Genomic DNA, 24,471 nt, shown 5'->3' on the forward strand with positions numbered 1-24,471 from the left:
GCAAGGGGGCATTCCGCCCCCTTTTTTAGTAATTGTTTTTGGTCGGTTTTTGACCATAAACGGTAATATCTCTCGACGGAGGAAAATGAATGGCCGTAGCCGCGAATAAGCGTTCAATTATGACGTTGTTCTCAGATACCATCGACATATACAGCCACCAGGTGCGTATTGTGTTGGCGGAAAAAGGTGTAGGTGTTGAAATTAGCTACACTGATCCGACTAACCTGCCTGAAGATTTGATCGATCTGAACCCCTACGGTACGGTACCAACCCTCGTCGATAGAGAGTTAGTTCTATACAAATCTCACATCATCATGGAATACCTGGACGAGCGTTTCCCGCATCCGCCGTTAATGCCGGTTTATCCAGTATCCCGTGGTCAAAGCCGTCTGATGATGCACCGTATCGAGCAAGACTGGTATTCACTGGCAGGTCGTATCTTCCGTAACGAAGGCGACGTAGAAGCTGCGCGCAACGAATTGCGTGAAGCATTGCTGTCTTTGGGTCCTATCTTTGCTGAAATGCCCTTCTTCATGAGCGAAGAGTTCAGCCTGGTAGATTGCTACCTGGCGCCGCTGTTATGGCGTTTACCAGCGCTGGGTATCACCCTGACTGGCAACGGTAGCAAAGACGTAAATGCTTACATGAACCGCATTTTCTCACGCAGTTCATTTAAAGCATCGCTGACCGATCAGGAACGTGAAATTCACAATCCATTATGAGTAAAATGACATCCAATCAGCCGTACCTGTTACGCGCTTTTTACGAATGGATTGTTGATAACGACCTTACGCCCTACATTGTTGTTGATGCAACACTACAGGGCGTAGAGGTACCTCAGGAATTCGTCAAAGACGGACAGATCGTACTGAATGTATCACCATCCGCCTGCGTGAATTTCACGATGGATCTCGATGCATTGTCGTTTCAGGCTCGCTTCGGCGGTCAGCCTCGCCAGATTTATCTGCCTTGCTATGCCGTACTGGCTGTTTATGCCAGAGAAAACGGTGCAGGTACCGTTTTTGCGGTAGAGGAAGACATGCAATTGCCAGAAACCAGCGGTAAAGACGAAACCGACACCCTGACAGCACCGTCTGCCGATGTGTCTGACGGTGATTCAGAAAATGCACCGGTACCGCCTAAGAAAGGCAAACCCAATCTAAAAGTAATTAAATGAAAAATCCGGCTTCTGCCGGATTTTTTATTTCTGTGTCGTGATCAGAACACCGCCATATTGTGATGGTTCTGTGAGAATACGGCGATAATTCTTCCCCATCATGCAATCTCACCTTTGAAGAAAACGGAGAGTATTGCAATGAAAGCCCCCTCACTACAAAACACCCTGCTCGTTACTGGATTGTTTACCGCCTCTTTTGCACAAGCTGCAGAACTAGAGATAACCGTTGAAAACCTGACCCGTGGCATTGCCTTTACGCCCATTTTAATTGCCGCACACGATATGGAGAGTCATTTATTCGTTACCGGAGAAATGGCAAGTACCGAACTTCAGGCTATGGCGGAGGGGGGCGATATTTCTGGTTTAGAAATGGTAGCAACCTCGGTAGCGGCTGATGTGGCTACCAATCCGGCAGGTGGACTGCTAATGCCAGCCATGTCCACAACCACCATGTTATCGACAGAACAAATGAATACCCAGCTAAGCCTGGTGGCGATGTTGCTGCCCACAAATGACGGTTTCGTGGGATTGGATAGCTGGACCATTCCGGAAACACCGGGTACTTACAGCGTTTACCTGAATGCTTACGACGCTGGAACAGAAGCTAATGATGAGGTTCGTGGGAGTGGGGTACCTGGTGAAGCGGGTATGCCGGTTCCACCGCCTCTTGAAAGCATGATTGGCATGAACGGAACCGGTGTCACCGCGAGCATTACCAATGACACGGTACACATTCATCCTGGCAATATCGGTGATGCAGAAATAGACGGTGGCACCAGCGACATTCAGAACACGGTGCATCGTTGGTTAAACCCTGTCGCAAAAGTGACCGTTGTGGTTTCTGAATAGGAGGGGGAAAGCATGACTATTCGATTATTGAGAATGAGTGCCGCTACGGCATTATTGATCATGCTGGCTGCATGTTCTGATGATAACGATGACAGTGTCACTGAGGTGCCAGAAGAACCGGAGATGCGTACTTTTGAGGTGAGCGTGTTCAACCTTTCGGCCAATCAGCCCTTGTCTCCCATCGCGGTAATTGCCAGCGATGGCGGCATGTTATGGCACACCGGCGAGGCCGCTTCTGACGGGCTTGAAGCACTGGCAGAGGGCGGTGACAACACTTTGCTTATAGATGCTGATTCCACGCTGGGGGCAACAAGTGGTGATGCGCCCCTAGGTGCAGGTGAAAGCGAGATGCTCACACTTTCTCTTGAAGCCGGAAGCGAGACAAGCATTAGCGTCGCGAGCATGCTGGTAAACACTAACGATGCGTTTTCTGGGATCACCGGTGTCGACCTTACAACCTGGGCGGTAGGAGAAACGAAGACATATTTACCTGCAGTTTATGATGCTGGCACCGAGGAGAACACCGAAATGGCAGGCACAATTCCAGGCCCTGCTGATGGTGGCGAAGGCGTCAGCGAAGGGCGGGAAGCACTCGACGCGGTAACGATGCACAGTGGCGTGGTTACCGCAGATGATGGCCTGCCTGACTCTGTGCTGGACGGTTCTCATCGATTTGCGAACCCGGTTATGAAAATAATCATTAGTCGGGTGGAATAAACTGCATTTCCTTCCGGTCTGTCTAATTACTTAAAAAAAATTAAGCAATTAGGTAACAGGCCGGAGGGAAGATGATTCTGTTATATCAGCATGATCAGGCGCAATTGCGACATATTCGGCGCAATATACAGCAGATTGGACAGCAATGTCAGAGCTTCGACTCGGTGGAAACTTTGTCGGCGGCGTGTTTACATCACCAAATCGCGATTATCGATTTAGAAATACCGGGGCAATGCTGCTTCGATGTTTGCCAGCAGTTACGAAGCCAAAACCCGAAAATGTCTTTGATTGCTGTCACTACTGCAACCAGTGAAACCGACCATATATTGGCTCTGGAGCTAGGTGCCGATGATGTTATTACGCTACCGTGTCACGACAGGGCTTTTCAGGCCCGGGTGAAAGTACAATTACGTCGAACCACGCCGGTATCTCATTCCTCTAAATCTGTTTCTTCCGTTGTCGAATGCCCTTCTTCCCACCAGAACAATGACGTACTGCAATGTGGCCTGTTACAGCTGAATATAAAAAGTCACGCTACTTTTATAGGCGGTGAGCCGTTGGCACTCACAGCCACGGAGTTCGCTTTGTTAAACCACTTCATGACACATCCAAATCAGGTATTTACCCGCAATCAGTTACTTAATGCCGTGTGGGGGCATCAATTGGAGTGCTATGAACATACCGTGGTTTCTCATATTAATCGGCTTAGGGCGAAGTTGTCTTGTGATAAACAGGTGGCGGCCATGGTTGAAACGGTGAGGGGCGTGGGTTACCGGTTAACATCGCCGGTAACCGAAGCAGCGCAACAGCGCAGCCGATTTTCGGTGGCTGCTAGCGCTTAAGTAAGCAGCAGGGTTGCGGTGCCAAGGAAAGCGAAGATACCCACTACATCGGTGATGGTGGTTAAAATTACGCTGCCGGCGAGGGCTGGGTCGATCTTCAGGCGTTTCATGATCATTGGCAAGGTAGCGCCAGAAAGGGCTGCTGCTATCAGGTTCACCATCATGGCGAAGGCGATAACCACACCCAGCATAAGATCTTGTTTCCATAAGCCGATTACCGACGCAATTAACACCGACCATATCACGCCATTCAGAAAGCCGATGGCCAGCTCTTTACTTACCAGCCAGCGGGCGTTGCTGCCATTAACATGACCCAGTGCCATACCGCGAATAACCAGCGTTAGAGTTTGGTTACCGGCGACACCACCCATGCTGGGTACAATGGTGTTCAAAATTGCCAGCACAGCCATTTCACTGAGGGTATCTTCGAACAAATCGCTCACCGCCGCGGCCATCAACGCGGTAACCAGGTTTACCGCCAGCCACACAGAACGACGTTGGGTACTTTGCCAGACGGGAGCGAAGGTATCTTCTTCGTCATCAAGACCGGCCATACTCATCATCGAGTGTTCCGCGTCTTCCCGAATAATATCGACCACGTCATCAATGGTGATTCGCCCTACTAGACGCTGTTTATCGTCGATTACCGGAGCAGACAGCCAGTTGTAGCGCTCAAATAGGCTAGCGACTTCATCGTCGGGCATGTTCACCGGAATGGCTTCAGGGTCGTCGTCCATAACTTCGGACACGGTATCGTCAGGGTCGGCAGTAAGTAATCGGGCAACCGGCACCAAACCAACCAGGTTATCGGTACGGTTCACCACATAAAAGGTATCGGTGTTTTCAGGCAAGTCGCCTTTCAAGCGCAAGTAGCGCAACACCACATCCACGGTCACATCAGGACGCAAGGTAATGGTGTCGGTATTCATGATGAAACCGGCGGTTTCTTCTCCGTAGGACATGGCCTGTTCAGCCCGCACTCTGTCTTGTGCGTCCATGGATTCAAGAATACCTTGCAGTACCTCTTCTGGCAGGGAGCTTAGGGTTTCTGCCAGGTCATCGGTGTCCATCTCTTCAAGCGCATCAACCACTTTTTCCGGCACCATCTTGCTGATAATGCCGTTACGAACGTCTTCAGACAGTTCTTCTAAAATGTCGCCGTGGAAATCACCGTCGATGAGCTCCCACAATTCATCACGGGTTTTAGTTGGGCTGGATTCAAGGATTAACGCTACATCACTGGCTGGCAGCTCGTGAAGCATCTTGCGCACCGACACGAAACGGCCGTCGGTCAACGCTGCATTAAGCGCCCTTAACTGGCTTTGTGGTGATTTGCTTTCGAGTGCTTCTGCCACGGAAATCCTTTGAGAAACAAACAGGGAGATTGGCGCTTAGCATACCGCAGCCCGCTTATGCTGTCATCGTGTCAGAGTATGATAAAACCATATAAATACAGAATAAACGGCCAGTTGGCTGTTATTTAAACAGCGTGTGGCTCGTTGGTCGTTCATTGAGGTAACTCTGCAGCACCTCATTGAATTGGCTGACAAACTCGGGTGACACGCTGTATTTACTGAACATGAAATGAACGTTTTGCTTTTGGATAATCGCGTTACCTAGCGTTAATGCAATATCATTTGAGTCGGCGGTAAACTGTAATACTGCCGTGTCATCCAGAATCAAATCCACACGTTCACGCTTAAGAAAAGCCAGTCTTCGCTTTACATTTTCCAAATGGATAAGCTGATTGGGAAAGCGTGAAGCGATTTTCTCTTCAAACTCACTGCCATACCAGCCGCTGGTATTGAGTGCCAGCGTGCGCCCTTCGCTTAACAGTTGAAACAGTGTTTTTCCCGCAAACTCGCCTGCGCGCTCGGGAATATACGCGAAGCCGATAAACTCAGCGCGATACGGTATCGAGAACAGGTTATTACGTTGTCTGTCTTCGTTACGCGCGGCGCCGACTACGATATCAATGCCACCCCGGGCAATTTGTTCACCAACCCGTCTTTCAGGGAGCGGATAGCTTTGTAATTCGTAGTGCATGTGGGCGAGTATCTGTTTTAACAGTTCGTAATCTTCGCCGGTAAGCACATCATTCTGGTGGTAAATATAAGGCGGCCAATGTGCCGCACTGATCCCCAGGGTAGGGGCATTGTCTTCAGCGGCATTGATTTGGGGAGTACAAACTAATATGGCCAGCATGCTGAACAGCAGCTGGGTAACACTTCTAACAGACACGTTCAATTCCATTTGTTGTGAGTGTGCGATCACTCGTCTTCGTTAAACCTACCGGCAATTAGCGCTTCTACAGCATCCATTGCTGCTTCTGCGTCTGGCCCTTCAGACACCACGACTACCTGTTCGCCTTGATGGCTTTCCATCATCATTAATCCCAACACGCTATTGGCATTGGCCTGTTTGTCACCTTTGTGCAAGGTGACTTCAGCATCAAACTGATTGGCCAACTGAACCAATTGGGTTGCCGCTCGGGCATGCAAACCGAGTTTGTTTACAATTGTCAGTGATTTCTCTACACGCATTACTTACTTTGCTCACGGTGCCTGATTTGTACATCAGGGTGGTTTTCACGGAAGTTCTTTGCCAGCGATTCTGCTACGTAAACAGAACGATGCTGACCACCGGTACAGCCAATGGCAACGGTAACATAACTGCGATTATTGCGCTCGAGGTGAGGCAACCAGGTAGTGATTAGGTTCTGGATTTGCCAGATAAACTTCGTCACGATGGGCTGAGAGCTTAAGAATACCTGCACAGGCGCATCAAGGCCAGTAAGATGTTTTAAGTCTGGCTCCCAGTGTGGATTGGGAAGGAAGCGGGCATCAAACACGTAATCAGCATCTTTTGGAATACCGTGTTTGAAGCCAAACGATTCGAACACCAGTACGAGTCGGGAGCTTTTTTTTCCAAGAATACGCTCACGGATGAGTTCAGCGAGCTGGTGAATACTGAGTGAGTCGGTATCAATATTGAGGTCGGCACGCTCAGCAATAGGGGCCAGCAGCTCTTTTTCTGTTTGAATGGCATCCGACAACGATTTATTCAAACGTGCCAACGGGTGCAAACGACGGGTTTCGCTGAAGCGTTTCAGCAGCATGTCGTCGCCCGCATCGATATACACGATGGTAACGGTCCAGGATTCTGGCAAGTAATCGAGAATTTCCACCAGTTCGGCAGGATCTTTAGGCAGGTTACGAACATCAATGCTCACTGCAACCTGCTCGTACTCGTCGGCGACGGTATGGGTGAGTGCAGGGAGTAGATTAACCGGGATGTTATCTACGCAATAGTAACCGAGGTCTTCCAGCGCCCGTAATGCGACGGATTTCCCTGAACCGGAACGACCACTGATGATAATGAGCTTCACGTTTTTCTCCTGAAATACCGTGTTAACGCAGGCGTTTACAATAACTTACTGTAATGCGCGAATAATATCATCACTTGTATCAGCTTTTCGGATACTTTTTATTGTCTCTTTATCGCTAAGCTTGCCAGCAACCATGGCGAGCGTTTGCAGGTGACCGTCAGTTTGTTCCTGCGGTACCAAAAGGGTGAAGAAAATATCGACGGGTTTATTGTCTATGGCATCGAAATTAATGGCTGGCGTAGTGGTTACGACAATGGCAATCACTTTTTCGAGTCCGGCAAGGCGACCATGAGGAAGCGCGATACCATTACCAATACCTGTGCTGCCCATGCGTTCACGTGCCATTAGAGCACTTAACACCGTGGCTTCATCGATATCTGCGTTGTTTTTAGCGGCAATCCCACTGATGATTTCGAGAATGCGCTTTTTACTATTGCACTGGACCGCACATTCAGTGCGATCCAGGCTAACTATGGCTTGTATATCCATGAATTCAATTAATGCTTTTTAAGCTTTTCCTTGTGTTTCAGAACCTGCCGGTCGAGCTTATCTACCATGCTGTCGATAGCTGCGTACATGTCCTGATTTTCGGAAGAGGCAAAAACCTCTGCGCCACTGAGGAAAACCGTTGCTTCTGCTTTCTGATTAAGTTTTTCGACATTCAAAATTACGTGCACATTCGATATGTGGTCGAAGTGACGTTCTAGTTTACTGAATTTCGTATCGACATAGGTACGCAAAGAATCTGTGATCTCAACATGATGACCAGTAAGGTTTATTTGCATATTTCGTCTTCCTTATTTTGAGCAGCCCATTAAATGAGGCTTTTGCGTTGGTTAGACGGCGGGATCGATAGGGACTCCCGGTACTTTGCTATTGTTCGCCGGGCAACCATGATGCCTTGATCGGCCAACAACGAAGCAATCTTGCTGTCGCTCAGCGGTTTGCTTGGCTTTTCAGCCGCAACCAGCTTTTTAATCAGTGCGCGAATCGCTGTGGATGAACACTCACCACCGGACTCTGTGGCCACGTGGCTTGAGAAGAAGTACTTCAACTCAAAAATGCCTCGAGGCGTATGCATGTACTTCTGGGTGGTAACCCGGGAAATGGTTGATTCATGCATATCTACCATTTCTGCGACATCGTTCAGCACCATTGGTTTCATCATTTCAGGGCCATGCTCAAAAAAGCCCATTTGTTGCTGAACAATGCAGTTCGCTACTTTAAGCAGGGTGTCGTTACGGCTTTCAAGGCTCTTGATAAACCATTTCGCTTCCTGCATATGAGAGCGAATAAATTGTGAATCGCTGCTATTGCGGGCCTTACGGCTCATTGCGGCGTATTGTTGGTTAACACTTAACTTCGGCAGGCTGTCTGGGTTGAGTTCTACTACCCAACGGCCGTTTTTCTTCGCCACAGAAACGTCTGGAATAACGTATTCTGGTTCCTTAGTGATAAGTGCACTACCCGGACGCGGATTCAGCGTTTGCAGTAGACGCATAGCTTCACGAAGCTGGTCTTCTTTCAGGCGCGTTTTCCGCATCAGCGTACGGTAATCTTTGCTGCCAAGTAAATCGGCGTGCTCTCTTAACAGTAATCTGGCTTCTTCCAGCCAAGGGGTATCGGGGGCGTATTGCGTTAATTGCACCAACAAACATTCTTGCGGTGTACGCGAGCCAGAACCGATTGGGTCGAACAATTGGATGCGCTTGAGTACGCATTCCACTTCATCTTCTTCTACCGGCTCTTCCATGTCTTCACTGTTCACGCTTTGCAGAATGTCTTCCACGGTAACAGTGAGGTAACCCGATTCATCAATCGAGTCGATGATGGCCAGCGCGATAGCGCGGTCGATGTCTGAGAAAGGCGTTAGGCGCATCTGCCAAAGCAGATGGTCTTGAATATTTTCGGTGGTTTCACCTTGGAATATTTGCTCGTCATCACCGCCGGCAGGACCGGGGGCAGGCGCAGAAGACGCAGAAATGTATTCGTCCCAGGTGCTGTCGAGAGGGAGTTCATCGGGCAGGTCATTTTTTTCCAGCGCTTCGCCGGTATCCATGCTTTCCGAGGCTGACGCAGATTCAGGCATGCTGTCGTCGTTATCGAGATTATTCTTCTCAACAACATCGTTGTCTGAACTGTCGTCCACTTCCAGCAGCGGATTAGAATCCAGTGCTTCCTGAATTTCCTGTTGTAAATCCAGCGTCGACAACTGCAATAGTTTGATCGCCTGCTGAAGTTGCGGCGTCATTGTCAGTTGTTGACTAAATTTTAGCTGTAAAGATGGTTTCATCTACGTCTTATATTAACTCTGCAAAAAGTATCTGGCTAAAACGGCGATTTATTATTCTTAAATTGCGGTTTGTTATGCCCGATAACTTAACTATAGCCTGAATTGCTCACCTAGGTATACATCTCGAACTTTTTGATTACTTAATACCTGTTCTGCGGTGCCCTGAGCAATCAGTTCTCCATGACTGACGATATAGGCTTCTTCACAAACATCAAGGGTTTCCCTTACGTTGTGATCGGTAATCAGGATGCCTATACCTCTGTCTCTTAAATGTTGAATGATCTTCTTTATATCATTAACCGAAATTGGATCAACTCCGGCAAAGGGTTCATCAAGCAAAATAAATTGTGGGTTAGCTGCTAAGGCTCTGGCAATCTCAACCCGGCGGCGTTCACCACCCGACAAACTCATACCTGTACTATTACGTATATGGTTAATATTAAATTCATCAAGTAGCGCGTCGGCTTCTTCTTCACGCTGATGGCTTTTTAAATCCTTACGGGTTTGCAAAATAGCCATGATATTTTCATGTACCGTGAGCTTTCTGAATATCGATGCTTCCTGCGGCAAATAGCCAATGCCGCGACGTGCACGCTCGTGCATTGGCTCGTGAGTCAGCTCATTTTCGTCGATATTAATTTTGCCTTTATCCAGTGGCACCAATCCTACAATCATGTAAAAGGTGGTGGTTTTTCCCGCACCATTGGGGCCCAACAAACCCACAATTTGACCGGTAGACACAGAAAGGCTTACATCGCGCACAACCTGACGAGATTTGTACGACTTAGCCAAATGGCTCGCGGTTAACGTGGCCATTACTGATTGTCACCTTCGTTGTCATCGCTTTTCTTTTCGTCTTCAGACAGCCCTTTTACGGTTTCTGGCTGAAATACCGTGGTAACACGACCACTGCTCGAGCTGTCACCGCCGGTGGCAAGAAGCTGCTCTTTGCCCATGTCATAACGAATGCTATCGCCTTGAACCATGCTGCTATCTTGCTGAATTTGAGCCTGACCTTGCAGGGAAATGAGCTTACTGGCAACTTCGTAACGAATTTCATTGGCGCTGGCTTTTACCTGTGCACCATCGTCCATGGTTTGTGAATAGCTGGCCGGTTCGCCATAGGCCACAAACACTTCTTTACCGTCACCGTCGCTAGCAATAACCTGAACTTCATCGGCGGTAATCACCAACGAACCCTGGGTAATCTTCACGTCTTCTTTAAAGGTAGATGTTTTCTTCTTGCCGTCAATGAACTGCGACTTCGCATCAACTTTAATTGGCTTGTCGAAATCTGTGTTGTCGGCCAAGGCTACTGTGGGCATTACAGCAACAGAGATCGTTGTTATCAGGCTAGCTGCCAGGGGAATAAATCGTTTGAACATGATCTATCAACTCATATTGTTGGGTACGCAGGTTTGCATTAAAACCATTGCTTTTGATGATGGTCTGAACACCGCGGATATCAACAGGTTGATCGGATGTCATCGTTTTATCATCCAGATTAACCTTAATGAAATCAGTTGTAATGGTCTGAACGAACTCGTCAGGATTCAGACTCTTAATCAGCACATTATCTTCTAACTGAATGAGATCGTCATTATATAATGTGCCTTTATCTGCGGTTACCTGCCAGGGAGCTTCATTTTCCGCAGCATAGACAGTGTATTTGGGTTGACTGAATAACACAAAGCCAAGCTGGTCGTAATGTTCCATTGAAGCGGCGTACACCTCATGATTCACCTTACCTTCATCGTTGTACAAGGTGGTGGTGAGGTTTTTGGCCTTATAAGCCGGGCGTAACGCGCTATCACTCATCGACTGAGCGGGTTTTTCATCTTCGGCCATCCACACGGGCATGTACATCAACAATGCCATCACAAACAGTGCGGAAATACTGAGGCCTAATCGATTCATACACTGGCACCGTGAATAATATCCAGCGTACCCACCGCTTGCATAATCACATCACACACTTCACGCACAGCGCCGTAACCACCAGGCTTCGTGGTGATCCAGTTCGCTTCACGGGTAACCGCAGGGTGGGCATCTTTAACGGCAATTTTGGTTTCAGCGTACTTGTACATGCCTAAATCTGGCATATCGTCGCCAATGGCCGCCACTTGTTCGGGGCTAAGGCCAAGCTTCTTGCATAAATCGGCCATGGCATCGGCTTTGTTTTCCTGGCCTTGAATGATGTGTTTAACGTTCAGCGCTTTCATGCGGTTTTTCACAATGGCTGAGTCGCGACCGGTAATCACTGCCACTTCAATACCGCTGTTAATCAGCGCTTTAATGCCATAACCGTCGCGGGTGTGAAAGGCTTTCAGCTCTTCTCCGTCGTTGCCGAGATAAATACGGCCGTCAGAAAATACGCCGTCTATGTCGCAAACCAACAGTTTGAGATTCTTCAGCTTTTCAAATCGCTCTTCACTGATAACGCCGTAAAAGGTGACTTCATGTCCCATTAGAGCACTCCTGCTTTCAATAGCATATGCATGTTGAATGCGCCGACTGGTTGCCTGTTTTCATCGACAACCATAAGCGCGTTAATTTTAAACTCTTCCATCAGGTTCAATGCTTCCACTGCCAGCGTTTCGGCGCGGGTTGTTTTGCCGCCGCGCGTCATCACTTGGGCTACCGGCGTAGAATGAATGTCGGTTTTCGCATCCAGAATGCGGCGCAGATCGCCGTCGGTAAAAATACCCGCGAGCTTGTTGTGTTCGTCAGTGATACCTGTCATGCCCAGGCCTTTGGAAGAGATTTCCAGCAGCGCTTCAGAGATGGTGGCAGACGATGACACCAAGGGCAGTTCATTACCCGTCATCATAATATCACGGACTTTTAATAACAGTTTACGGCCAAGGCTACCGCCAGGGTGCGACAACGCGAAATCGTTTGACGTGAATCCTTTGGCGTCCAGTAACGCAATGGCCAGTGCATCGCCCATCACCAATGTGGCGGTGGTACTCGATGTTGGCGCTAAGCCTAATGAACAGGCTTCTTTTTCCACGCTGATGTCTAGTACCACATCGGCATGTTGCCCCAATGAACTGTGGGCGCTGTTCGTCATGGCAATAACTGGCACGTTTAAGCGCTTCACTACTGGCAACAAGTTAACCAGTTCGCCGGTTTCGCCTGAATTGGAAATAGCCAACAGCACGTCAGACTCACTAAGCATGCCCAGATCACCGTGATTCGCTTCACCAGGATGCATAAAGAACGCCGGTGTACCGGTGCTTGCTAGGGTGGCGGCAATTTTGCGGCCTACATGACCGGACTTACCCATGCCACTTACCACCACTTTCCCTGTGCAGCTTGCGAGCATCGCGCAAGCGGCTTCAAAGGTGGAATCTAAACGCTCGGTAAGGGCGGAGATCGCCTGAATCTCAATATCGATAACCCGTTTAGCCGAGGCAATATAGCTAGAATTATTCATTTATCCGTTTTCGCTTGTTCGTAAATACTTACCCGAATAGCCAGTACTGATAACCAAGAAAGCATAAAACAAAAATAGCACCTTCAAGGCGACCAAGTTGTCGCTTACCGATGAAATTAAAGCTTAAGAAGAACAACAGCACGGTAAGGCCAAACATCACCCACATGTCACGGTTGTACACGTTCTCATCTAACGGGCCTGGCGCAATTAACCCTGGCATACCAAGCACTGCCAACAGGTTAAAGATGTTCGAGCCAATCACGTTACCTAATGCTAAATCACTTTCACCTTTCAGCACGCCAGCAATACTGGCGGCCAGTTCGGGTAAGCTGGTACCGAGGGCAATAATCGTCAGACCAATCACCAGGTCTGAAATTCCAAAGAAGTGGGCGATATCTACGGCCGCTTCTACCATGAAATGTGCGCTTAACGGCAACAATACAAGTCCCACGCCTACCCAAAGTACCGCCGAGCCGGTATTTACGCCTTCGGGAATTTCGCTGTCGGTGTCTTTTACCAGCGGGTCTTCTTTATCTACCTGCAGTGAAATCCAGGCCATAGCGGCGAGTACGAACACAAACAAGCCGAACAGAATCATACCTTCAAAGTGCGCTAACTTACCGTTATTAAGGAAGAACATGGCAAGAACGGTAACGCCAAGCAATACCGGAAATTCGCGTTTGAGGGTAGAGGAAGACACCACTAAGGGTTTTACCAGGGCAGTGATACCCAGTACCAGGGCTACGTTGGTAATGTTTGAACCCAGCGCATTCCCCACCGCGGTATTCATATTACCGTTCGAGGAAGCAATGGCAGAAACCACAATTTCAGGAGCAGATGAGCCCATAGCAACGATGGTTAAACCAATCATCATGGGTGAAATGCCAATATTTTTCGCCAGTGCAGAGGCGCCGTACACAAAGCGGTCAGCACTCCAGCTAAGTACAGCAAGTCCCAGCAGGAAAATGCAGATAGAAAGTATCACAAGTTACCATTCGTCTTTTGTTTTTTCGGATTGTCGCAAAAAGCGCGGCATTTGCCTATGCTTTCGATAGAATACGCACGTTTTGCATAATTCGATGTTTAAAATCTATTCGAAATGGAAAAAGCGAAAGCCCGGTCAGGTTATTGAGGGGGAACCCCTTAAACGCGGCGTTCGTTGATGTATTCAATCTGCGATATTTCTATTGTTGACCTGTATCAGCATTATCAGTGTGATGAATCCCCGATTTAGTAAAAAAATGTCAGCATAGCGCATTGTTTGCTGTGTGCTTGTATGCTGCGTGATGACAACATTACGTTTATGACATCCGACTTGTTTTTGCGCTGTTTGGCGCGACATTTGCTGAATGTTAGATTATTTGCATGTTAAGCCGGGCAATAGTCCAAACTTACATACGAATAATCGAAAAATGCGAACACAACTTGTAACTTTTTCGTCTTTTGTCGGAATTAGTAAAAAACGTACAATGACCTCATAGTGGTAAAAGCCGCAACATCTGGCTCAGTAACGAATCTGAAAGGAAGGCAAGTCTTCAATATATGGGAAATTTAGTAGAAATAGACAACATGACATTCCGTCGCGGTGAACGCGTTATCTATGACGGTGTGTCGATTGTTGTCCCCAAGGGCAAGATTACCGCGGTAATGGGGCCTAGCGGAATAGGTAAAACAACGCTGTTAAAACTGATCGGTGGTCAGTTAGCGCCTGAAAAGGGTGATATCCGTTTCGACGGTGACAGCATTGTTTCGATGAGCCGCAGCGAGCTGTATAAAACCCGTCGCCGAATGAGCATGTTATTTCAAAGCGGCGCGTTATTTACCGACATGACAGTGCACGATAACGTAGCCTTTCCGCTGCGTGAACATACCAAGCTAGATGAAGATATTATCAGCACTATTGTCGCTCTTAAGCTACAGGCTGTGGGCTTACGTGGCGCTGCGCAAATGAAACCGAGTGAATTATCCGGTGGTATGGCCCGTCGCGCGGCGTTGGCCAGGTCTATTTCCCTCGACCCCGATCTCATTATGTATGACGAACCGTTCGCCGGTCAGGACCCAATCTCCATGGGTGTGCTGGTAAAGCTTATCCGCGAACTTAACGATGCACTGGACCTTACCAGTATCGTGGTTACCCACGATGTTACCGAAGTACTCACCATCGCCGATTACATCTACATTCTTGCCGATAAACGTATTATCGGGCAGGGCACAGCAGACGAAATCAAAAACAGTGATTCTGCGCTGGTACAGCAATTTTTGAAAGGCGAAGCCGACGGCCCGGTGCCGTTTCATTATCCTGCTGCCGAGCTCAACGAAAGCCTGTTTGGAGGTAAAGCATGAACTTCTTCCAACAGGTTGGGGCAAATACACTGGCCCGTTTAACCGCTATTGGCCGCGCCGCACTTATGCTGTTTGGTGCCATATTCGCGATGCCGTCGCTGAAAAATATCCCGCTCACAATTCGTCAGGTTTACGTGGTGGGTGTGCAGTCGCTGCTTATCATTGTGGTATCGGGGTTGTTTATCGGCATGGTAATGGCATTGCAGGGCTATACCATTTTGGTTGGCTATGGCGCAGAGGGCAGCTTGGGACCCATGGTGGCGTTATCGCTGCTGCGTGAATTAGGCCCTGTGGTTACCGCGCTATTGTTTGCCGGACGCGCCGGTTCTGCGTTAACCGCGGAGATTGGCTTAATGAAAGCCACAGAGCAGTTATCCAGCCTTGAAATGATGGCCGTTGATCCACTTCGTCGTGTGGTCGCGCCACGCTTCTGGGCCGGTTTGTTTTCCATGCCTGCACTCGCCATGATCTTTAGTGCTGTAGGTATTCTTGGCGGCCACTTAGTAGGTGTTGACTGGCTGGGCGTAGATAGCGGCAGTTATTGGTCGCTCATGCAATCCACCGTAGAACTTCAGAAAGATGTCATAAATGGGGTATTGAAAAGCCTCGTGTTTGCCTTAGTTGTGACCTGGATTGCCATTTTTAAAGGATATGATTCGGTTCCGACATCAGAAGGCATCAGTAAAGCCACGACGGAAACCGTTGTATTTTCATCATTAGCAGTATTAGGGCTGGACTTCGTGCTCACCGCCCTGATGTTCGGAATAGAGTAAGTAGAGAGTAAACATGAATAAACATAAAACGGAATTGATGGTTGGGGTGTTCGTAGTACTAACAGTCGCGGCTGTTTTGCTACTGGCGCTGAAGGTGGCCAACCAAACCATGACCAGTTCAGGTGATACCTACCAACTCTATGCGAAGTTCGACAATATCGGCGGCCTGAAAGAGCGTTCCGCCATTAAAGTGGGCGGTGTAACCATAGGTCGCGTAACCGATATTCATTTAGATAAAGAAGATTATACCCCCGTAGTAACGTTGAGTATTTCTACCGATTATGAAGGGTTCCCAGAAACCAGCTCGGTTTCTATTCTGACATCTGGCTTGCTAGGCGAGCAGTACGTCGGTTTTCAGCCAGGATTTTCTTTCGACGGTATTGAAGAACTGAAAGACGGTGACTATCTACAAGACACCAAGTCGGCGTTAGTGCTGGAAGACCTGATTGGACAATTCCTGTTCAATCGCGGTGGTAACGACAGCAACAACGGCGAGTAATTGAAACATTTTTTATGTGTCGCGGTCTTTATTAATGCGGCACTCAGGATATTTAGTTTAGGAGAAAGACAGTTGAAAAAGTTCTTTTTAATTGCCGGCGTATTGATTGCCAGCCTGTTTAACGTAGCGCAGGCGCAAGAAATAAACGAACAAAACCCATATGAGATGGTGAAGGATGTCGGTAATCGCACCTTCGACCGTATCAAAAACAGCCAGGATGAAATTAAGAAAGATCCTGAAGTATTACGCACCATCATGAAAGAAGAACTGCTTCCTCACATCGATTATCAATTCGCAGCATTTAAAGTACTAGGTCGTTACTTTACCTCACTGCCTAAAGATAAAATGCAGGAATATGTACAAGTTTTCAGACAGTATCTGATCACCACCTACGCGGTAGCCATGGGGTATTACGACAATCAAACGGTTACCTTTGAGCCGGAAGCCGATTTCGCGGGTAAAAAAGCAGTAACCGTGCGCGCCATCGTGCAAGACACGGGTCGTCCAGATATCAAAGTGGCTTTCCAAGTGCGTAAAGATTCAAAAACCAATGAATGGAAAGCGTACGACATGTCTGCGGAAGGTATTAGCCTGCTAGACAGTAAGCGTAGTGAGTTCGAGCCTATCTTACGTCAGGAAGGTATCGATGCCATCTTGAAACTGATGCGCGAGAAAATTGAACAACCCGTGGGCGAACAGGTACAGGAAGCTCAACAAAAGGAAGATGCGTGAATCTATTTCAGCTAGGTGAAAATGGTATTGTGCATATTCACGGTAACCTCGACCGTGATACACTCGCTAAAAATTGGTGGGACATGTTAAGTGCCACTGAAAAGTCCTCTTTGGTAAAGGAAGGGCGATGCGTTCTTGATTTAGGGGACGTGGAGCGAATCGACAGTGCCGGGCTTGCCTGGTTGATCAACGCAGTGCGCGACGGCAAGGCAAGCAATGTAAATGTTGTACTTGCCAACGCGCCGGAAAAACTGCTTAAGCTGGCTAAAATCAGCGATGTCGACACCCTTTTGCCGGTAGAGTAATTTTCCCGTATCCCGACGGCATGGCCGTCTTCAAAGTTAGCGAATTATTGGCGAAATTATGGAATTAGCAGAAATCGAAGCGTTATTAAAAGAGAAACTGAACCTTGCAGAAGTGCATGTGAAAGGTGAAGGGTCTCACTTTACGATTATTGCTGTAAGCGATAGCTTTAGTGAAATGAGTCGGGTTAAACGTCAGCAAGCTGTTTATGGCCCACTGCAAGACAAGATCGCCGACGGCTCAATGCACGCCATTTCAATTAAAACCTTTTCCGAAGCAGACTGGCAGCGTGAGCGTCAGTTCCATTTACCCCAGTAAGGTTTCCTTCTCCTGTGGATAAACTCATAATTAAAAAAAGCCCGCCTCTGAATGGTGAGGTGCGCATAAGCGGTGCGAAAAATGCGGCATTACCGCTGCTAATGACGCCACTGCTGACCGACGACTTATGTCGTTTCACCAATGTGCCTGCATTGCGTGACATTAATACTACCACGGCACTGCTTAAAGAACTGGGTGCTGAAGTGGCGCGCCCGGGTGCTAATGAAGTTACTATTAATGCTTCAACATTAAATAGCGTAACCGCGTCGTACGACCTGGTGAAAACCATGCGTGCTTCTATCCTGGTTCTAGGCCCGCTGCTGGCTAAGCAAGGTAAAGCCAACGTGTCGTTACCGGGTGGTTGTGCCATTGGTGCACGTCCGGTGAATCTTCACCTTTCTGGCTTAGAGTTGATGGGCGCGAAGATTGAAGTCGACGAAGGTTATATTCGTGCTGAAGTAGATGGCCGCTTGAAAGGCGCGCGCATTTTCATGGACATGGTAAGCGTTGGCGCGACAGAAAACCTGATGATGGCGGCAGCGCTGGCAGACGGCACTACCGAGCTTGAGAACGCGGCCCGCGAACCGGAAATTGTCGACCTGGCAAACTGTTTGAATCAGATGGGCGCAAAGGTAAGTGGTGCGGGTACCGACCATATCACCATTGAAGGCGTTGAAACTTTGAATGGCTGTGATTACCGTGTGCTGCCTGACCGCATTGAAACCGGTACGTTCCTGGTAGCCGCTGCGGTATCTGGTGGTAAAGTAAAATGCTTAGACGCCGCGCCAGAAACCCTGGAAGCCGTGTTGAATAAACTCCGTCAGGCCGGTGCAACCATCACTACAGGTGATGATTGGATTGAGCTGGACATGGAAGGGCGTAAGCCAAAAGCGGTTCAAGTTAAAACCGCACCGCATCCTGCTTTTCCCACCGATATGCAAGCCCAGTTCATGACATTAAACTGTGTGGCAGAAGGTACGGGCGTGATCACTGAAACGATTTTCGAAAATCGCTTTATGCACGTGCCAGAGCTGCAACGCATGGGCGCAGAAATCTCTCTGGAAGCCAACAGTGCGTTGTCTAAAGGCAGTTCGCGACTAAAAGGTGCGCCGGTAATGGCCACTGACCTTCGCGCTTCAGCCAGCCTGGTGATTGCCGGTTTGGTGGCTGAAGGCGAAACTCACGTTAGCCGTATTTATCACCTCGACCGGGGTTATGAATGCATTGAAGAAAAGCTGAATGGCTTGGGCGCAGATATCGTGCGTGTAAAAGAGTAAGTTTTACAGTAAATAGCAAAACGCGCAGCAATGTGTGTAGTTTAAGAAAAATGATAAATGGCGCTATTCCCTATTTAGGAACAGCGCCATTTTTTTATGTCTACGGGGGCGTTCATCGGCGCAAACCTGACGAATTGGCTAATCTGGTCTATCTTGTTATTGAAGGTTTCAATTATGGGGCAGAACGTACGAGGGCACCATGTACACACCACAAAAGTGCAGTACGCAAAATTCATTAAATTTTAATGAATTACTGGCTCGGCCTGTCAATTATTTACCGTTTATGGTACATATACCAAAGTCTGAGTTGTTGTTTTCTTTCAGGGAACCTTCAGCAAAGATGAAAGGAAATAAAAATAAAAGATCCAAAGGCACTAGTATAACGGTAAAAGAGGTAGACAATACTACCCGAACACACCTCGTACGCAGTGGCCTGACGAATCCATTTCAATTTGTTTGTATCGACACAATACAAGATATGTGGTTCAGGGAAGTGTCAAAAATAATGGATAGAATTGATTTTATTGGGGTTCGCGCGTGAGTATTTCTTTTTCGCTTAGTCAGCAACTTCGGCGTGTGGTGAGCACAGATCCGAAAGATGCCATACCTGCTGTACTGTTCAGTCTTATGGTGGCAACGATTGTTTTTATCGGAGAGCCGCCTTATGCACTGGCCAAAGAGTCCAAACCGGACAATACGGCGCAGGCAGGCATACATTGCAAAGATGGTAGCCAATGTGAATACATAAAAAACCGGAGTTAACTCCGGTTTTTTTATGTCTGCTAATTTGTCATCTTTGGGAAATACGCTTAAGGTGCCGCACCTAACTCAGCCACTTCCGCTGACAGCATAATGTTCTCGCCATCGCGGCTAATATTCAGTTCCAGTGTGGTTCCCGGCACGGTTTCGGCAATCATATCTAGGGTTTTCGATGCGCTTTTTAATTGAATGCCATCGATAGCCAACAGCACATCGTTTTTACGTAAACCCGCTCTTTCAGCCGGTGAGCCTGTGGCCACGGCCGTTACGGTAATGCCCGGCGCTCCGCGATTTTCTTGCCCCACAAAGCCCAGCTGACCACGAATTACTTTCCCGTTCTGGATAATATCGGCCATGACCCGTTTTGCCAGTTCATAGGGCACAGCGAAGTTAATGCCGTCTACGTTACGCACGCCGTTACGGGAATCGCGCACCTGGAAGTTAGCATTGGTGATGCCTACCAGCGTACCGTTGCTGTCGACCAATGCGCCGCCAGAGTTTCCCTGATTAAGTACCGCATCGGTTTGAATAAAGTCGACATAGTTCGATAAGCCATTTCGTCCTGCGCGACTCACAATGCCGTTGGTAATGGTTTGGCCTAAATCGAAGGGATTACCAATGGCCATCACCACGTCGCCCACATGCAGGTTTGATTCATCAGTTTGCGGGATCACGTGCAGGTTGTCGGCATCGACTTTCAGTACCGCGAGGTCGGTTAGGGCATCGGTACCCACAATTTGTGCTTCCAGCACACGGCCATCTTGAACCGCAACAAAAATACTGTCGGCATCAGCCACCACGTGGTTGCAGGTAAGCAGGTAACCGCTTTCGGTCATGATCACACCCGAGCCCAAACTCGCACGTTCGCGGGCGCGATTACGGAATAACCCGGTGTCGTTTTCAATGCTAACGCTATAAATGTTTACTACGGCAGGCGCAGAGCGGCTAATGGCTGAATAATGGGATTCACGGGGAGGCAAGCCACTATTGGCAGAGAACAGGTATTCGCTGAATCCTGCACCGTTGCGTAATGCTGGCATGAATAAAAGCATCAGTGCCGCTACAACGATACCGAGAACAATAGATTTAATAACGAATACGATGAATTGCTTACCTGCCACGCCGGTCTATTCCATGTTGCCTCAGGAACGTCCTGCGAGGCGAATTTTGAAGAATGTTAAGGATATCATTTTAACCCTTTAATACCAATGCGACGGAGAATTTAACAAAAAAAGGCCGGAAAAATTTCCGGCCTTTAGAAGTTATGGTATTGCGGCTTGGCGAATGCTTCTTATCGAATAATCACTGCCAGCGACGCTTTGCCACGTTTGATATCGAGTACCAGTACGTCGTCACCGGAATCGTCAAGCTTATCGCGGAACTCAACTACCTTGGTTACGCGCTGACGGTTAACACCAACGATCACGTCGTCGGGTTGCAGACCAATGCGGGCAGCGGGTGTGTTAGGGGTAATTTCTTCCACTTTCACGCCATCGTTACCGTTTTCGTCTTTTCCGTTCACCAGCGTTGCACCTTCAAGTGCTGGGTGAATAGTGGCAGCGGTTACTTTGCTGTCGGCAGCATCGTCGAGCACAACGTCTACGGTTTTCTCTTTACCGTCGCGAATAATGGTTAATTCCACTTCAGCGCCGGCGCCCATGCTGGCAATTTTCGCTGCCATTTCACGGAAGCTGTGCAGGGCACGACCATTCACTTCGGTAATGATATCACGGGCTTTTAAGCCGCCTTTTTCAGCCGCAGAATCTGGCGTTACTTCTCGTACGAAGGCACCACGGTTAGCGCTTACGCCCAAGGCTTTAGCGATACCGGCGTCTACGTCGCTACCGGTAATACCCAACAGGCCACGGCGTACTTCACCAAATTCAGCAATCTGATCAACCAAGTTTTTCATCATGTTGCTAGGAATAGCAAAGCCAATGCCCACGTTCCCGCCGTTAGGGCCAAAGATAGCGGTGTTGATACCAACCAGTTCACCACGCAGGTTTACCAGTGCGCCACCTGAGTTACCACGGTTAATTGCCGCGTCGGTTTGAATGTAATCTTCATATCCACCAATATTCAGACCAGAGCGGCCCATGGCAGAAATAATCCCTGAGGTAACGGTTTGCGACAGACCAAAAGGGTTACCAATAGCCACCACGTAGTCGCCTACACGCATGGAATCGGAATCTGATACCGGCAGGGCGGCTAAGTCGTCTGCTTCGATTTTAAGCAGTGCAATATCGCTTTGCTCGTCAGAACCCAGCTTTTTCGCTTTAAATTCGCGACCATCACTAAGTTTAACGGTAATTTCGTCGGCGTTGTCGACCACGTGGTTATTGGTCACCACATAGCCTTTATCCGCATCAATGATGACACCGGAACCTAAGCCGCGGAAGGGACGTTCCTGCACTTGTTCCTGTGGACCGCCGAAAAAATAGCGGAACATTTCAGGCACACGCTGGGTAGCAGTTTGTGTGCCTTCAACAGAAATGCTCACCACCGCTGGCATTGCTTCTTCAAGCATGGGTGCCAGCGAAGGCATTTCCTGTTTTTTGTCATCGCCGAAGAAAGGTAACGCAGCACTCGCGCTAGCAGACATACCCATAGTACTGGCGACAACACTAGAGACAACCAACATCTGGCGTAGAGATTTCTTCATATTCGCTTACACTCCTCATGTTTCATGCGATTATGTTTACTTTCACTGACAGACTCAGACGAACGGGTAAAAGTTCCGAATTCTACTCTTTTTCTGCGGTAGAACGACCGGATGAACCGACAAACAGGCCGGAACCTGCATTTGCAAAATCCCGTGGCTGAGTTTCGGCAACCGTTACGGGTTTCGTCTTTTCTCTGCCTTGAATGTTATTACGTAAATACGACGTAGCCTGTTCACCGTAAAAAGGCACACTCGGCGCGTCTTCATCATCACCCTGGTTCAGCAAGGTTTCATAATCTGCCACTTGCTGCTTCAATGCCTGGCACTGCTTCTCAATAGAATCAATAGCCTGGCGGGTTTGATGAATATGGTGAACAGCCTGTTGCGACATCAATTCCTTGAGGTTCTGCTCTGCCTGCTTCGATGAGTTTGAGGCACCATCCCGGGAACTCATAAAACGGGCTACGAAAAAGCCGATGATCAAACCAACAATCAACAAAGCAACGGGAATTAAAACGTCCATTCATTTCTCCAAAACGCTGCGCCGGGTAAAAGTGGCGGCGCAGTAATACATATACTCAATGAGACTATAGCAATTTCTGAATGTGAATGCCCTCAGGTATTTACTCAAAGCTTTTTAATTTTCTGTAACCCAGACATAACGCTGATTTTTTCAGCTTTTTGTGGGTTATCCGCGATGTAAAACCTTATCTGACTTTCAGCATTGCTATATAATCGTGACTCATTTGAAGTAATACGGTGCTCGGCTGGTAGTCGACCAGTTTCACCTCGCATAAGACACAGCGCTGCGATTCTACCTGTATTTATTCGGAATTTAAGATCGGAATCTGATTTTTCAAGGAGGTCGGTGCAGCGGACCTTCAATTTATCTTGTATCGGGAGTAGTTTCGGCGATGACGCCCTGGGAAAAATATCAGCAAGACCTGCAGTTGCCCACGTTTAAACACGATCCTGCACAGGAGAATGCGGTTAAAGCACTGCAGCGTTTATACGATGACCTTACCGCGCAGAAAGCGCAAAGTGGCGGTTTAGGTGCCAGCCTGAAAAAACTGTTTGGCAAGCCAGCAGCGAAAGAGCCAGTAAAAGGCATTTATTTCTATGGCGGAGTAGGGCGGGGTAAAACCTATCTGGTTGACACATTTTTTGATTGTTTGCCGTTTGACAAAAAATCCCGGGTGCATTTCCACCGATTCATGCACCGTGTGCACGCCGAACTTAAAACTTTAGACAACCACTCCGACCCACTGAAAATAGTGGCAGACCGTTTGGCCGATGAAGCCAGGGTGATTTGTTTTGATGAGTTCTTTGTTTCCGACATCACCGACGCAATGATTTTAGGCACGCTGATGGAAGAGCTGTTCGCCCGCGGCATCACGTTGGTAGCCACGTCGAACATTGTGCCAGACGAACTGTACAAAAACGGTTTGCAGCGCGCCCGATTCTTACCGGCCATTGCGTTAATCAACAAATATACTGAAGTGATTAATGTAGATAGTGGCATTGATTATCGCTTACGTACCCTTGAGCAAGCGGAAATTTTTCATTCGCCGTTAGATGAAGATGGCGACAAGCACCTGCACATGTACTTCGATCAGTTGGCGCCTGAAAATCGTAAAAGCGGCGAAGACATTGAAATTAATAACCGCAAAATTCCCACGCGCAAAAGCGCCGAAGGTGTACTTTCTATTGAATTTGCAGCCTTATGTGAAGGCCCTCGCAGTCAAAGTGACTACATTGAGCTGAGCCGCTGCTATCATTCTATTCTGCTGGCAAACGTAAAACAGATGGGCGAAAAGAACGACGACACCGCGCGACGCTTTATTGCCATGGTGGATGAATTCTACGAGCGTCATGTAAAACTCATCATGACAGCCGAAGTACCGCTAGAAGAGCTGTACACCGATGGACGTTTAAGTTTTGAATTCCGCCGCTGCTTAAGCCGCCTAAAAGAAATGCAGTCGAGAGAATACCTGGCGCGAGAACACTTGCCGTGAGTTGTATGCAATGAGCGAGCAAGTGCCTTCCGGTCAGAAGCGGGGGCTCACTTCTGCGGACTTTCAGGCGAGCGCTGCAGACGGG

At 48.3% G+C, this 24,471-nt stretch carries 30 protein-coding genes; 14 read left to right on the plus strand and 16 right to left on the minus strand.

Going from position 1 to position 24,471, the window contains the following annotated elements; translation table 11 throughout:
* Positions 1-89: 89 nt before the first annotated feature.
* The 5 genes from sspA (at position 90) to ACXAFQ_RS13595 (ending at position 3,585) form a co-directional block, all read left to right on the plus strand.
* Entirely contained in the window at positions 90-722 is a 633-nt protein-coding gene (gene sspA / locus ACXAFQ_RS13575) for a stringent starvation protein SspA (protein ID WP_474823259.1), read from the plus strand.
* Positions 719-1,177, plus strand: a complete 459-nt coding sequence (locus ACXAFQ_RS13580) for a ClpXP protease specificity-enhancing factor (RefSeq protein ID WP_170826560.1) — start codon at positions 719-721, stop codon at positions 1,175-1,177. Before sspA ends, ACXAFQ_RS13580 begins: the two co-directional genes overlap by 4 nt.
* Positions 1,178-1,315: 138 nt before the next feature.
* On the plus strand, positions 1,316-2,026 hold the full coding sequence (locus ACXAFQ_RS13585) for a spondin domain-containing protein (protein ID WP_474823266.1): 711 nt from the start codon (positions 1,316-1,318) through the stop codon (positions 2,024-2,026).
* A 12-nt stretch (positions 2,027-2,038) separates the two neighbouring features.
* Positions 2,039-2,743, plus strand: coding sequence for a spondin domain-containing protein (locus ACXAFQ_RS13590; protein WP_474823271.1), 705 nt, complete (start codon positions 2,039-2,041; stop codon positions 2,741-2,743).
* A gap of 71 nt (positions 2,744-2,814) precedes the next feature.
* Entirely contained in the window at positions 2,815-3,585 is a 771-nt protein-coding gene (locus ACXAFQ_RS13595; protein ID WP_474823274.1) for a winged helix-turn-helix domain-containing protein, read from the plus strand.
* Here the strand turns inward: ACXAFQ_RS13595 and mgtE are convergent.
* From mgtE to ACXAFQ_RS13660, 13 genes are all read right to left on the minus strand, one after another.
* On the minus strand, positions 3,582-4,940 hold the full coding sequence (mgtE, locus tag ACXAFQ_RS13600; protein ID WP_474823278.1) for a magnesium transporter: 1,359 nt from the start codon (positions 4,938-4,940) through the stop codon (positions 3,582-3,584). The genes ACXAFQ_RS13595 and mgtE overlap by 4 nt on opposite strands.
* A 121-nt stretch (positions 4,941-5,061) precedes the next feature.
* Positions 5,062-5,826, minus strand: coding sequence for a substrate-binding periplasmic protein (locus ACXAFQ_RS13605; protein ID WP_474823281.1), 765 nt, complete (start codon positions 5,824-5,826; stop codon positions 5,062-5,064).
* 29 nt (positions 5,827-5,855) lie between these two features.
* Positions 5,856-6,128: an HPr family phosphocarrier protein gene (locus tag ACXAFQ_RS13610; protein WP_070123901.1), complete on the minus strand. Its 273-nt coding sequence runs from the start codon at positions 6,126-6,128 to the stop codon at positions 5,856-5,858.
* Positions 6,128-6,973 (minus strand): RNase adapter RapZ, encoded by an 846-nt coding sequence (gene rapZ, locus ACXAFQ_RS13615; protein ID WP_070123902.1) that lies wholly within the window; start codon positions 6,971-6,973, stop codon positions 6,128-6,130. Before rapZ ends, ACXAFQ_RS13610 begins: the two co-directional genes overlap by 1 nt.
* 45 nt (positions 6,974-7,018) lie before the next feature.
* Complete coding sequence (ptsN, locus tag ACXAFQ_RS13620; protein ID WP_070123903.1) at positions 7,019-7,462, minus strand: PTS IIA-like nitrogen regulatory protein PtsN; 444 nt, start codon at positions 7,460-7,462, stop codon at positions 7,019-7,021.
* 8 nt (positions 7,463-7,470) lie between these two features.
* Complete coding sequence (hpf, locus tag ACXAFQ_RS13625) at positions 7,471-7,758, minus strand: ribosome hibernation promoting factor (RefSeq protein ID WP_070123904.1); 288 nt, start codon at positions 7,756-7,758, stop codon at positions 7,471-7,473.
* A gap of 29 nt (positions 7,759-7,787) precedes the next feature.
* The gene (locus tag ACXAFQ_RS13630) at positions 7,788-9,266 is read right to left on the minus strand and encodes an RNA polymerase factor sigma-54 (protein WP_474823292.1); all 1,479 of its coding nucleotides are present in this window, start codon (positions 9,264-9,266) and stop codon (positions 7,788-7,790) included.
* A 90-nt stretch (positions 9,267-9,356) separates the two neighbouring features.
* Entirely contained in the window at positions 9,357-10,082 is a 726-nt protein-coding gene (lptB, locus tag ACXAFQ_RS13635; protein WP_474823294.1) for an LPS export ABC transporter ATP-binding protein, read from the minus strand.
* Positions 10,082-10,651: a lipopolysaccharide transport periplasmic protein LptA gene (gene lptA, locus ACXAFQ_RS13640; protein WP_474823296.1), complete on the minus strand. Its 570-nt coding sequence runs from the start codon at positions 10,649-10,651 to the stop codon at positions 10,082-10,084. Before lptA ends, lptB begins: the two co-directional genes overlap by 1 nt.
* Positions 10,620-11,183, minus strand: coding sequence for an LPS export ABC transporter periplasmic protein LptC (gene lptC, locus ACXAFQ_RS13645; protein ID WP_070123907.1), 564 nt, complete (start codon positions 11,181-11,183; stop codon positions 10,620-10,622). The genes lptA and lptC overlap by 32 nt, the downstream gene beginning before the upstream one ends.
* Positions 11,180-11,734 carry a 3-deoxy-manno-octulosonate-8-phosphatase KdsC gene (kdsC, locus tag ACXAFQ_RS13650; protein WP_474823302.1) on the minus strand — a complete coding sequence of 185 codons (555 nt, stop codon included), beginning with the start codon at positions 11,732-11,734 and terminating at the stop codon, positions 11,180-11,182. Before kdsC ends, lptC begins: the two co-directional genes overlap by 4 nt.
* Positions 11,734-12,705, minus strand: coding sequence for a KpsF/GutQ family sugar-phosphate isomerase (locus ACXAFQ_RS13655; protein WP_474823305.1), 972 nt, complete (start codon positions 12,703-12,705; stop codon positions 11,734-11,736). Before ACXAFQ_RS13655 ends, kdsC begins: the two co-directional genes overlap by 1 nt.
* Before the next feature lie 28 nt (positions 12,706-12,733).
* Positions 12,734-13,690: a calcium/sodium antiporter gene (locus ACXAFQ_RS13660; RefSeq protein WP_070123910.1), complete on the minus strand. Its 957-nt coding sequence runs from the start codon at positions 13,688-13,690 to the stop codon at positions 12,734-12,736.
* A gap of 557 nt (positions 13,691-14,247) precedes the next feature.
* Between ACXAFQ_RS13660 and ACXAFQ_RS13665 the strand changes: the two genes are divergently transcribed.
* From ACXAFQ_RS13665 to ACXAFQ_RS13700, 8 genes are all read left to right on the plus strand, one after another.
* On the plus strand, positions 14,248-15,048 hold the full coding sequence (locus ACXAFQ_RS13665) for an ATP-binding cassette domain-containing protein (RefSeq protein WP_474823312.1): 801 nt from the start codon (positions 14,248-14,250) through the stop codon (positions 15,046-15,048).
* The gene (gene mlaE, locus ACXAFQ_RS13670; RefSeq protein WP_474823316.1) at positions 15,045-15,821 is read left to right on the plus strand and encodes a lipid asymmetry maintenance ABC transporter permease subunit MlaE; all 777 of its coding nucleotides are present in this window, start codon (positions 15,045-15,047) and stop codon (positions 15,819-15,821) included. The genes ACXAFQ_RS13665 and mlaE overlap by 4 nt, the downstream gene beginning before the upstream one ends.
* A 13-nt stretch (positions 15,822-15,834) precedes the next feature.
* Complete coding sequence (gene mlaD / locus ACXAFQ_RS13675; RefSeq protein WP_474823320.1) at positions 15,835-16,320, plus strand: outer membrane lipid asymmetry maintenance protein MlaD; 486 nt, start codon at positions 15,835-15,837, stop codon at positions 16,318-16,320.
* A 72-nt stretch (positions 16,321-16,392) separates the two neighbouring features.
* Positions 16,393-17,052: an MlaC/ttg2D family ABC transporter substrate-binding protein gene (locus tag ACXAFQ_RS13680; RefSeq protein ID WP_474823325.1), complete on the plus strand. Its 660-nt coding sequence runs from the start codon at positions 16,393-16,395 to the stop codon at positions 17,050-17,052.
* The gene (locus tag ACXAFQ_RS13685; RefSeq protein ID WP_070123915.1) at positions 17,049-17,357 is read left to right on the plus strand and encodes an STAS domain-containing protein; all 309 of its coding nucleotides are present in this window, start codon (positions 17,049-17,051) and stop codon (positions 17,355-17,357) included. Before ACXAFQ_RS13680 ends, ACXAFQ_RS13685 begins: the two co-directional genes overlap by 4 nt.
* Positions 17,358-17,415: 58 nt before the next feature.
* Entirely contained in the window at positions 17,416-17,673 is a 258-nt protein-coding gene (locus ACXAFQ_RS13690) for a BolA family protein (protein WP_070123916.1), read from the plus strand.
* A 14-nt stretch (positions 17,674-17,687) separates the two neighbouring features.
* Entirely contained in the window at positions 17,688-18,950 is a 1,263-nt protein-coding gene (murA, locus tag ACXAFQ_RS13695) for a UDP-N-acetylglucosamine 1-carboxyvinyltransferase (RefSeq protein WP_474823334.1), read from the plus strand.
* Positions 18,951-19,487: 537 nt separating this feature from the next.
* The gene (locus ACXAFQ_RS13700; protein WP_070123919.1) at positions 19,488-19,712 is read left to right on the plus strand and encodes a hypothetical protein; all 225 of its coding nucleotides are present in this window, start codon (positions 19,488-19,490) and stop codon (positions 19,710-19,712) included.
* Positions 19,713-19,759: 47 nt separating this feature from the next.
* On the opposite strand, the gene ACXAFQ_RS13705 is transcribed toward ACXAFQ_RS13700, so the two are convergent.
* From ACXAFQ_RS13705 to ACXAFQ_RS13715, 3 genes are all read right to left on the minus strand, one after another.
* Entirely contained in the window at positions 19,760-20,761 is a 1,002-nt protein-coding gene (locus ACXAFQ_RS13705) for a trypsin-like peptidase domain-containing protein (RefSeq protein ID WP_474823650.1), read from the minus strand.
* Positions 20,762-21,000: 239 nt separating this feature from the next.
* On the minus strand, positions 21,001-22,371 hold the full coding sequence (locus ACXAFQ_RS13710) for a DegQ family serine endoprotease (protein WP_474823338.1): 1,371 nt from the start codon (positions 22,369-22,371) through the stop codon (positions 21,001-21,003).
* 82 nt (positions 22,372-22,453) lie between these two features.
* Complete coding sequence (locus ACXAFQ_RS13715) at positions 22,454-22,894, minus strand: ZapG family protein (RefSeq protein ID WP_474823342.1); 441 nt, start codon at positions 22,892-22,894, stop codon at positions 22,454-22,456.
* 391 nt (positions 22,895-23,285) lie between these two features.
* Between ACXAFQ_RS13715 and zapE the strand changes: the two genes are divergently transcribed.
* Positions 23,286-24,386, plus strand: a complete 1,101-nt coding sequence (gene zapE / locus ACXAFQ_RS13720; RefSeq protein ID WP_070123923.1) for a cell division protein ZapE — start codon at positions 23,286-23,288, stop codon at positions 24,384-24,386.
* The last annotated feature ends 85 nt before the right edge of the window (positions 24,387-24,471 follow it).

It is taken from the genome of Alteromonas sp. ABH2_165 (assembly GCF_056159945.1).